This is a genomic window from Bradyrhizobium sp., assembly GCF_049512235.1.
Lineage (GTDB): Bacteria > Pseudomonadota > Alphaproteobacteria > Rhizobiales > Xanthobacteraceae > Bradyrhizobium.
Genome location: NZ_JBEKXH010000229.1, coordinates 1 through 10,348, shown reverse-complemented (window position 1 = coordinate 10,348; position 10,348 = coordinate 1). Strand labels below are relative to the sequence as shown.

The window sequence follows — 10,348 nt, the reverse complement described above, 5'->3', positions numbered from 1 at the left end:
CCTTGTTCTCGAGCGCCACGATCTCGGCGATGCGCGCGATGAACCAGGGGTCGATCTTGCAGGCCTCGTGGATTTCCTCGGGGCCAAGACCGAACCGCAACGCCTGCCCGACCACCAGCAGCCGGTCGGGCGTCGGCGCGCCGAGCGCGGCGCGCAGCACGTTCATGTCGTCGCCCTTGCCATAGCCCTCGATCTCGATTTCATCGAGCCCCGAAAGTCCGGTTTCCAGCGAACGCAGCGCCTTTTGCAGGGATTCGGCGAAATTGCGACCGATCGCCATGACCTCGCCGACCGATTTCATCGCGGTGGTCAGAATGGGTTCGGCCCCAGGAAATTTCTCGAAGGCGAAGCGCGGAATTTTCGTGACGACGTAATCTATCGTCGGCTCGAAGGAGGCCGGGGTGGCGCCCCCCGTGATGTCGTTGGCGATTTCGTCCAGCGTGTAGCCGACCGCGAGCTTGGCGGCGACCTTGGCGATGGGAAAGCCCGTCGCCTTCGAAGCCAGGGCCGACGAGCGCGACACCCGCGGATTCATCTCGATGACGATCATCCGGCCGCTGGCGGGATCGACCGCGAATTGCACGTTGGAGCCGCCGGTCTCGACGCCGATCTCGCGCAGCACCGCCAGCGAGGCGTCGCGCATGATCTGGTATTCCTTGTCGGTCAGCGTCAGCGCCGGCGCGACCGTGATGGAATCGCCGGTATGCACGCCCATCGGGTCGAGGTTCTCGATCGAGCAGATGATGATGCAATTGTCTTTTTTGTCGCGCACCACCTCCATCTCGAACTCTTTCCACCCCAGGACGGATTCCTCGACCAGGACTTCGTCGGTCGGCGAGGCATCGATGCCGCGCTCGACGATTTCGATGAACTCGGCCTTGGTGTAGGCGATGCCGCCGCCGGTGCCGCCCATGGTGAAGGACGGCCGGATGATCGCGGGCAGGCCGATTTGGTCGAGCGCTCGCAGCGCGTCGGGCAGCGTCTTGATCTGCAATGAGTGCGGCGTCTCCAGCCCGATCCGGGTCATCGCCTCGCGAAAACGGCCGCGATCCTCGGCCTTGTCGATCGCCTCGGCGGTGGCGCCGATCATCTCGACGTCGAATTCCGCCAGTGTGCCCTGCCGGCGCAGCGACAGCGCGCAGTTCAAGGCGGTTTGGCCTCCCATGGTCGGCAGCAGCGCGAATCCGCCTGATTTGACGTAGCGCTCCTTCTCGATGATTTTGGCGACGATTTCCGGCGTGATCGGCTCGATATAGGTGGCGTCCGCCAATTCCGGATCGGTCATGATGGTGGCCGGATTGGAATTGACGAGGACAATGCGGTAGCCCTCCTCCTTCAGCGTCTTGACCGCCTGGGTGCCCGAATAATCGAATTCGCAGGCTTGCCCGATCACAATGGGACCGGCGCCGATGATCAGGATGGTGGAGATGTCGGTTCTTTTGGGCATCAAGTCTCGCGGGAACGGGGAATTTGGGCACAAAAAAAGGGCGCGCGTGGTGCGCGTCCCTTGAGCCCCGAGCGCCAGGTTACCCTTGCGCGCGGGTGGTCTTTAGAACAGATTCCGCAACCGCGAAAGGGCCTTAAAGGGGCAATCAACGGGCTTTTCGGCCCTACCTTCGCGCTTCGAACGACGGCGCGGCGGGCTCTCGTCTTGGCTTGCCAAGCCGAAGCTGAAGAAACAGCCGATATTAGAGGCCCGGCCTGGATTTGAACCAGGATAAAGAGCGATGCACTGCTCCCGCGTCGACGCTTTCCGCCACCGGGCCGCGGCGATCATCGCCGGTCTGGCCCGGGAAAGCCACAATTCCCTTTGGTTAAGGTTACCTCTGATGGCAACGATCAAATGGCACGCTGCGCCAGGAACGTCATCCGCCACGGATTGTGCCCGATATTGAATGGCGCGCGCGAGGCGCTAAAGCCGGCCGCCGCCAGTTTCGCCATCATCTCGGCTTCGTCATATCGCTGCAGGCCGATCCGCGCGCGCAATTGCCGGTAATCGGAAAGCGCCGTGGAGACCAGGCCGATCAGGGCGTCTTTCAGGAAGCCGTTTGCGGTCGCGAAGCGCAACAGCGACATCACGTCCCTGGCCATGCCAACCTCCGGTCGCAGCACGTCGCCCAAAACCAGGCGGCCGCCGGGCCGCAACAGCCGCCGGATCACCGCCAGCGCGCCATCGAGTTCTGGCGACGTCATGTATTGCGCGACTGAATTCATCACCACGAGGTCGACCGACGCCTCCGGCATTTTCCGCAGGTCATCGAGCGAGCGCACCCTGATTTTCAGGTTTGGGGCAAAACGCGCGATCAGCCGGCCGCGCACGCCCGGCGCAGGTTCGGCCAGGATCAGCTTGCCGCAGGCCTCCGCCACCAGCGCCGCCGACAGCGCTTCGCCGCAGGCATAATCGAGTACCACCGCGTCGGGGGCGGGGATGTAGCCGATGATATCCCTCGCGATCAGTTGAAAATGCAGGTCGCGATGCAGCCTGCTCGCATAAATTGTATGGGTGGAATCGTAATAATCGATCCAGTCTTCCATCGTCGTGGGGCGCCCGATAAGACCGGGTTCCGATCAGGAACCGGCATCAGGGTGATGCGTTAGATGGTCCGGCAACCCGTGTCCATGCCGTAGTTCTTGCTACCTAACAGGAAGGTGCATCGTGAGCAAAACCATGTCCGACAAAGTCTCCCCCGACCTTGATACGCCGACCGATCTGCCGAAGGCGGCGACGGAGAAGATTTCAGCGTCGCTCAACATTCTGCTGGCGGACGCCTTCGCGCTCTATCTGAAGACCAAGAACTTCCACTGGCACGTCAGCGGCCGGCATTTTCGCGACTATCATTTGATGCTCGACGAGCAGTCCGACGCGATTTTCGCGACCACCGATCAGCTGGCCGAGCGTGTCCGCAAACTGGGCGGCACCACCATCCGCTCGATCGGACAGATCGGCAAATTGCAGACCATCAAGGACAACAATGAGAGCTACGTGCCGCCGCGCCAGATGCTGCGCGAATTGATGGAAGACAACAAGCACGTCGCGGCGGCGATGCGCAAGGCCCACAAGCTCGCCGACGAACACGAAGATGCCGGCACCGCCGGCCTGCTCGAAACCTTCATCGACGAAACCGAGCGGCGCACCTGGTTCCTGTTCGAAGCGAGCCGCCAGGAGGGCAGCAATGAGGCGTGACCGATTTTAAGCCTTGGAAATCTCGAACACCAGGCAGGTCGTCGTGGCATGCGCGAGCAGGCGGCCCTTGGCGTCGGTCATGCGCGCCTCGGCGGTAGCCGTCCGGCGGCCGACATTGAGGGTGCGGCCCTCGGTGCGGACGCTGCCGGTATCCCTGGTCATGCCCCTGATGAAGGAGACCTTGAATTCGAGCGTGGTGTAGCCGGTGCCCGCAGGCAGCATCGAATGCACCGCGAGCCCCATCGCGGAATCCAACAGCGTCGCGGCATAGCCGCCATGGACCGAGCCGATCGGATTATAATGCCGGAAGCCGGGGATGCTGTGCATCACCACGACGCCCGGCTCGGCCGTGGCATCGAATGGTTCGATGGTTTGCATGATCGGCGGCGCCGGCAATGTGCCGTCAAGGATGGCGCGGACGAAATCGACCCCCGCCATCGAGGCCATGATTTCCATTGGCGTCACGCCGTATTCGACATCGCGGATAGGGTCGTCCATCGCTGAGTTCCGGTTGCGTCAGGCCATGACAATGACGATCATCATACTATGCCCGTTATTGCAATGCCAGTATGGCCGAATATTTCGGGCATGACCGTGCCGTCGGAGAGGACTGCGGCGCAAGCATCGAGGCAGGTTGCGGCACCCCCTCAGGCGCGCTTGTTTGCTCGCATCAGATCGGCGAACCGCTTGAACAGATAATGCGAGTCGCGCGGGCCGGGCGAGGCCTCCGGGTGATACTGCACCGAGAATACCGGTCGGCCCTTGAGCTCGATGCCGCAATTGGAGCCGTCGAACAGCGAAACGTGGGTCTGCGCCGCGCCCTCCGGCAACGTCGCCTGATCCACGGCAAAGCCGTGGTTCATCGAGGTGATTTCCACCTTGCCGGTGGTCTCGTCCTTGACCGGATGATTGGCGCCGTGGTGGCCCTGATGCATCTTCCTGGTCTTGGCGCCGACGGCGAGGCCCAGCATCTGATGGCCGAGGCAGATGCCGAACGTCGGCGTGCCCGAGTGGATGACCTTCTGGATCACCGGCACCGCGTATTTTCCGGTCTCGGCGGGATCGCCGGGGCCGTTCGACAGGAACACGCCGTCCGGCTTCATGGCGAGAATTTCCTCCGCCGACGTGGTCGCCGGCACCACCGTGATCTTGCAGCCCGCGCCGGCCAGAAGCCGCAGGATGTTGCGCTTGATGCCATAATCTATGGCGACGACGTTGAACTCAGGCTCGGTCTGGCGGCCAAAGCCTTTTTGCCACACCCACGGCGTTTCGTCCCAGGTAAAGCGCTGGCCCGTTGTCACCATCGGCACCAGGTCCATGCCTTCGAGGCCGGGCCATTCGCGCGCTTCTTCCTTGAGCCCGTGGAGGTCGAACTGGCCGTCCTTGGCGTGGGCGATGACGGCGTTGGGCATGCCCTTGTTGCGGATCAGGGCGGTCAGCGCCCTGGTGTCGATGCCGCAAAGGCCGATGATACCGCGCGCCTTCAGCCAGGCGTCGAGGTGACGGCTGGCGCGGTAGTTCGAGGGGGCGGTGATGGCGGCGCGCAGGATCACACCGCGCGCGCCCGGCGTCGCTGCCAAGTTCACCGTCTCGATATCTTCGTCGTTGGTGCCGACGTTGCCGATATGCGGAAAGGTGAAGGTGATGAGCTGGCCGGCATAGGAGGGATCGGTGAGGATCTCCTCATAGCCGGTCATCGCGGTGTTGAAGCAGACTTCGCCGACCGCCTGGCCTTCGGCGCCGAGGCCGAAGCCTTCCAGCACGGTGCCGTCGGCAAGCACGAGCAGCGCGGTCGGAACGTGGTCCGGCCAGGCCTTTGCATTTTCTGTTGCGGTCATCAACGCACTACATAGTCGCCGCATGCGCAGGCGTCAAAGCCGGAAAACGTTGGATTCACATGCAGTTTGCGCATGGTTGACGGACGGCGCGGGGCTTTTAATCTGGGCTGAGCCGCCAGGGGCGGTTTTTGATGAATTCCTTTCGAATTGGAGATGGCATGATGGATTCGATACCGATTTTACTGGTTCCTGGTCTCGGATCATCGTTCCGCAGCTACGCCCCGGTCGCACCGGCGCTGTGGCCTTTCGGTCTGGTGACAGTGGCCAACCATAACCGGGACGACCATATGGGCGCCATCGCGCGCCGCATTCTCGCCGAGGCGCCGCCGCGTTTCGCGCTGGCCGGACATTCCATGGGTGGCTACATCGCCTTCGAAATCATGCGGCAGGCACCGGAGCGCGTCTTGAAGCTCGCGCTGATCAACACCCAGGCGCGGCCGGATACGGCCGAGGCCAGCGAGCGGCGGCGCGCGGCCATCGCGCATGTCCGCGAGGGCGGCCTCCACGACGTCATCGACGAGATGTTCCCGCTATTCGTCCATCCCTCGCGCGCCGGCGATGCGGCCATCCGTAAGCTCGTCCATGACATGGCCGACGACATCGGCGCCGAAGGTTTTATCAGACAACAGAGCGCAATCATCGCGCGGGCTGATTCCCGGCCGACGATGGCATCAATCAGATGTCCGACGCTGGTGCTGACGGGCGATCAGGATAAGCTGATACCGAATACCCTGTCGAAGGAAATGGCCGAGAGCATCGCGGGCGCGAAACTGGTCATTATTGCCGATTGCGGCCATTGTCCCCAGCCCGAACAACCGCAAGCCACGGCCGCCGCCCTGGCCGAATGGCTGCGGATCTGAGTTGTCTCATCGGCGCGAACGGCATAGATCAGCGGTTCATGGTGATGAGGTGGCCGGAACGGCCGCGAGAGGAATACGATGCTGCGCGAAAACATCAACAATGCGGTCAAGGACGCGATGCGGGCCAAGGACGAGCGCAAGCTCTCCACGCTGCGGATGGTCAATTCGACCATCAAGAACGCCGACATCGCCGCGCGCGGGGAAGGAAAACCTCCGCTCAGCGATGCCGATCTGCTCGGTGTTTTCCAGAAAATGATAAAACAGCGCCAGGAATCCGTCGAGTTATACGACAAGGGCGGCCGCGCCGAGCTCGCCGCAGGGGAGCGCGAGGAAATCGCGATCATCTCGGCCTATCTGCCGAAGCAGATGGCGGAAGCCGACGTCAAGGCGGCGATCGCCGCCGTGATCGCCGAGACCAATGCCCAGGGAATGAAGGACATGGGCAAGGTGGTCGCAGCGCTCAAGACAAAATACGCCGGGCAGATGGATTTCGGCAAGGCCAGCGGCCTGGTGAAGGCGGCGCTTTCTTCCTGACCTCGCCCCGCTTGCGTCGCAAGAGCGGGGCGAGGGGGCGCATCGCGCGTGCGGTGAAACTTGCGCAGGAGCTCAAGCGCCTGCGTATCGCCGCACCGGATTGACGCAGATCAACGCAATTGATGCGGCGACCTGCCCAATGCGAAAAACAATGCGTGAGGAGGCAACGCCGATGACAACATCCATCTCCGGCAAGACCGATCCGGTGGTGCGGCGAATCACGACCGCCGACATTGCCGAGGCGCTGGGGGAGGGCTTGCGCGATTTCCAGGCCGTGCCGCTGTTCGGGCTGTTGTTCGGCGCGCTCTATGCCGCGGGCGGGATTGCGATCATGCTCTGCCTGACGGCGTTCGGCCTGGTCTATCTGGCCTATCCGCTCGCCGCCGGCTTTGCGCTGATCGGTCCGTTCGTCGCCATCGGCCTCTATGAAATAAGCCGGCAGCGCGAGGCCGGACAGAAGCCCTCGCTTCGCGGCATCTGGACCACCGTGAAGTCGCGAGGAGAAATCGGCTGGATGGCGTTTGTCACCTTGTTCGTCTTTATCATGTGGATGTATCAGGTGCGTCTCTTGATCGCGCTCCTGATCGGGCTCAACGCCTCGTTTTCAAGTTTGCGGGAATTCATCACGGTGGTCTTGACCACCAATGAGGGCCTGGTGTTTCTGGCGATCGGCAATGCCGTCGGCGCGGCGCTGTCGCTGATCCTGTTTTCGCTGACGGTGGTGTCGTTCCCGCTGCTGCTCGACCGCGACGTCGATTTCGTCACCGCGATGATCACCAGCGTGCGCGCGGTCGTCATGAGCCCGGCGCCGATGATCGGATGGGCGGCGATCATTGTCGTCCTCTTGATCGTTTCGGCACTGCCCTACTTCCTCGGCCTCCTGGTGACGCTGCCGGTGCTCGGTCACGCGACCTGGCACCTGTACCGGCGGATCGTGGCTCCGGTGGCGCTGTAAAATTCTCGCCGCTTGCGGGGAGCATCGCGCCAAGCGATGGGCCAATTAGACCGATAGCTAACCGAGAGCTTGGAAACGATTGGTTCATGGAATCGATTCGCTAGGGTCGCCGCGCAGTTGACTAAGATCAGTTTCGAAAGCCTTCGGAGGGAAGACATGACCGGTCGGGTCGAACTGACAGCCTGTCTCGGGATCGTCTTGGTCGCAGTTTGCGGGCTCGCTTGTGCCCAGCCGCAGGTGATCGGCGCGCCGCCCGAAGCTTCCAACATGAAACTGGTCGGAACCAACGACCTGCAGGCGCGCAGCGCCTATCAGCCGACCATCCACCATCAGGGCGACCGCTGGATTGCCTATATCGGCCACCACGGCGGCACCGACGACATTCCAGATCCGCTCAATCCAATAACCGGAAAGGCCGAGCCGAACGGTACCTCGATCGTCGACGTCACCGATCCCGCCCATCCCGGATATCTTCGCCACATTCCCGGGCAGGAAGGAAAGTATGAGGGCGGCGGCGCGCAGATGGTGCGGATCTGCGACGGCAAGTCGCTGCCCAAGGGCGACCCTGACGCGGTCTACATGCTGCGCACCTTCGGCAGCGAAGCCCATGAAATCTGGAATGTCGCCGACCCCGCCAATCCGGTCCTGGTCACGCGGCTCGGCGGCCTGAAGGATACCCACAAGAGTTTTTGGGAATGCGACACTGGCATCGCCTTCCTGGTCTCCGGCGCACCGGACTGGCGCACCCGCCGCATGACCCAGGTCTACGACCTCTCTGATCCCGCCCACCCCGAGAAGATCAGGGATTTCGGGCTTCCCGGCCAGGAGCCCGGCGCAACCGGCGCGGTGCCGACCGAACTGCATGGACCGATCTCGACCGGTCCGCAGGGCAACCGGGTCTATTTCGGCTATGGCACCGACAAGGGCGGCCTGTTGCAGATCGTCGACCGCGACAAGCTCATCCATGGTCCGAAGCAGCCGACGCCGGACAATCTTCGCTATCCGGAAATCTCAAGGCTTGCGATGTCGGCCTTCAACGGCGCCCACACGACCTTTCCGATGCCGCAGATGCCGATCGCCGAATTCGCGCACGACAAGGACGGCAACACCCGCGACATCGTGATGATCGTCGACGAGGCGATCGTGAATGAATGCGGCGAGCCGCGGCAGATGGTCTGGTTCGCCGACGTCACGGTCGAGAACCGACCGATGATGATTTCGAGCTACACGGTTGCCGAGGCCAGCGGCTCGTTCTGCGAACGCGGCGGGCGGTTCGGCTCGCATTCCGCCAACGAGAGCATGGCCAAGGTTTTCTACAAGAAGATGGCGTTCATCGCCTTCTTCAATGCCGGCGTTCGCGCGCTCGATATCCGCGATCCCTATCATCCGCATGAGGTCGGCTATTTCATCCCCTCGATCACGGCTTCGACCGACAAGCGCTGCGTCACCGTCGAGGGCAAGGACCGCTGCAAGGTCGCGATCCAGACCAACAATGTCGAAACCGACGAGCGCGGCTACATCTATATCGTCGACCGCGCCGATACCGGCCTGCATATTCTGGAACTGACCGGCGCCGCCCGCGCCGTGGCCGGCTTGCCCTGATGGCTGCGGGGCGAGATGCATAGCCGGCTGACCGCGTTTGTCCTTGCGATCGGGTTGCTGACCGGCGTCGCCGGCAGTGAGCATGCGCGCTCGGACATCGCGGTCTGGCGCGAAATCGCCTGGCCGTTTCCGCGCGACGCCTGGCCGGCGGGGCGCGCCTTCCAATGCACCGCCGCGGCCTGCGGCGAGGAGGTCGAGATCTATGTGCGGCCGAAGATCGGCTTCTGCAATTGCGAGGGCGGGGTTGCCGACGACGATGAAGTCGATCGCGTCGCCGATCTCGACATGATCAGCCAAAACTTCGTGCCGCTCGCGCCGGGCAATGTCGTTCGCGTCGCCGACATGCCGGGCCGGTCGCGAGCTTACGATCTCGAGATGACCGACGGCTCGCACCACGCCGCTATCGGCATCGCGCTCTCGCATCGCTGCGATCTGCTGGTGGCCGTAGCACAAGCCAAGGCGGCCGCGCCGGCGCTGCAGCACATGGCGCTCAAGTTTCTCGCCTCGCATGAAATGACAGATTGGATAATGTCGGCGCTGGGCGGGCACTGAGCAGTGACCGCACAATCTATTTTGGCCACTTAAAATGCCAAGTGCCGTTCCGGTGCTCGACGGAAGCGGCCGCGCGTTTGGAGGGCGTCCCGGTTGATGTCGCCAACAGCTTCACACGATCATCGCCGTCCCAGCCTGCAAATTCATAAAGCCATTGAACATCGTCCGGAACCCGATAGTGCCATTCCTTGAAAGAAGGATCGGACCCGACCGGGACAATATCAATTCCATTGGGAGGTCCGGATGGTCCGATACTCGAAGCGACGGAGACAAGCCAGCGCTTGCTCGGCGAGTAGTGCGGGGGCGACACGATTGCCGATACGTTCCCGGTGTCGGCGCGCACGAGAAGCCAGCTCACACCTTCCCAATAGTCAACTTCGATCAGCAACAGATCGTGGTTGGGGAAATATCCGGTGAGTTGATATTTGACGCAGCCTTTGGCCTCATCAGTTTGACATTTGGCATCTTCATTGTAGTAGACCCTCGTCAGCCCGTTACGGAATTTCAGTTGCAGCCCAGGTCCGACGCGCTGGGCCAGCTCCCCAGTTTGTTTCAGACACGCCCGTTCCGAGCGATCAAGATCGCCAACACTATTGTCGCCGATGCATCGACCGTCTTGCGAGGGATGATCCAGAGAGGAATAAGTTGGCGGGACGGCTGACGCGCTTGCGAAAGAAAAAAGCACTGCGATCGTGGCTGATATGGCGACACGTATCATAGAGGTCTTTGCGTTCCGTCTCGGCGCTGCTGATTACCACTATGGCATGTGCGCTTCGGTAGGAATAAGAGCTTAGTTCAAACTGCACAAATCTAACGATATCCG

Annotated in this window: 11 protein-coding genes; 6 read left to right on the top strand and 5 right to left on the bottom strand. The window is 62.3% G+C overall.

Features of this window, described 5'->3' with window-relative positions; genetic code table 11:
- Positions 1-1,447, bottom strand: a 1,447-nt coding sequence (gene carB, locus ABSG20_RS20460; protein ID WP_423866331.1) for a carbamoyl-phosphate synthase large subunit, incomplete at its 3' end; no start/stop codon positions are given.
- A 392-nt stretch (positions 1,448-1,839) separates the two neighbouring features.
- A complete protein-coding gene (locus tag ABSG20_RS20455; RefSeq protein WP_423866330.1) occupies positions 1,840-2,535 on the bottom strand; it encodes a class I SAM-dependent methyltransferase in 696 nt (231 codons plus the stop codon).
- A 121-nt stretch (positions 2,536-2,656) separates the two neighbouring features.
- Between ABSG20_RS20455 and ABSG20_RS20450 the strand changes: the two genes are divergently transcribed.
- A complete protein-coding gene (locus ABSG20_RS20450; protein ID WP_490338330.1) occupies positions 2,657-3,184 on the top strand; it encodes a Dps family protein in 528 nt (175 codons plus the stop codon).
- A gap of 6 nt (positions 3,185-3,190) precedes the next feature.
- Here the strand turns inward: ABSG20_RS20450 and ABSG20_RS20445 are convergent, their stop codons facing one another.
- Together ABSG20_RS20445 and carA are read right to left on the bottom strand one after the other, a co-directional pair.
- Positions 3,191-3,682, bottom strand: coding sequence for a PaaI family thioesterase (locus ABSG20_RS20445; RefSeq protein WP_423866328.1), 492 nt, complete (start codon positions 3,680-3,682; stop codon positions 3,191-3,193).
- Between the two features lie 149 nt (positions 3,683-3,831).
- Complete coding sequence (gene carA / locus ABSG20_RS20440; RefSeq protein WP_423866327.1) at positions 3,832-5,022, bottom strand: glutamine-hydrolyzing carbamoyl-phosphate synthase small subunit; 1,191 nt, start codon at positions 5,020-5,022, stop codon at positions 3,832-3,834.
- Positions 5,023-5,180: 158 nt separating this feature from the next.
- Between carA and ABSG20_RS20435 the strand changes: the two genes are divergently transcribed.
- The 5 genes from ABSG20_RS20435 to ABSG20_RS20415 all read left to right on the top strand — a co-directional run bounded on the left by ABSG20_RS20435 (position 5,181) and on the right by ABSG20_RS20415 (position 9,525).
- A complete protein-coding gene (locus ABSG20_RS20435) occupies positions 5,181-5,882 on the top strand; it encodes an alpha/beta fold hydrolase (protein WP_423866326.1) in 702 nt (233 codons plus the stop codon).
- Positions 5,883-5,960: 78 nt separating this feature from the next.
- Positions 5,961-6,416, top strand: a complete 456-nt coding sequence (locus ABSG20_RS20430; RefSeq protein ID WP_423866325.1) for a GatB/YqeY domain-containing protein — start codon at positions 5,961-5,963, stop codon at positions 6,414-6,416.
- Between the two features lie 172 nt (positions 6,417-6,588).
- Positions 6,589-7,371 carry a DUF2189 domain-containing protein gene (locus ABSG20_RS20425; protein ID WP_423866324.1) on the top strand — a complete coding sequence of 261 codons (783 nt, stop codon included), beginning with the start codon at positions 6,589-6,591 and terminating at the stop codon, positions 7,369-7,371.
- Positions 7,372-7,527: 156 nt separating this feature from the next.
- Positions 7,528-8,973: an LVIVD repeat-containing protein gene (locus tag ABSG20_RS20420; RefSeq protein WP_423866323.1), complete on the top strand. Its 1,446-nt coding sequence runs from the start codon at positions 7,528-7,530 to the stop codon at positions 8,971-8,973.
- A 15-nt stretch (positions 8,974-8,988) separates the two neighbouring features.
- Positions 8,989-9,525, top strand: a complete 537-nt coding sequence (locus ABSG20_RS20415) for a hypothetical protein (RefSeq protein WP_423866322.1) — start codon at positions 8,989-8,991, stop codon at positions 9,523-9,525.
- A 16-nt stretch (positions 9,526-9,541) separates the two neighbouring features.
- Here ABSG20_RS20415 and ABSG20_RS20410 read toward each other — a convergent pair whose 3' ends face one another.
- A complete protein-coding gene (locus tag ABSG20_RS20410; RefSeq protein ID WP_423866321.1) occupies positions 9,542-10,243 on the bottom strand; it encodes a hypothetical protein in 702 nt (233 codons plus the stop codon).
- Positions 10,244-10,348: the final 105 nt, after the last annotated feature.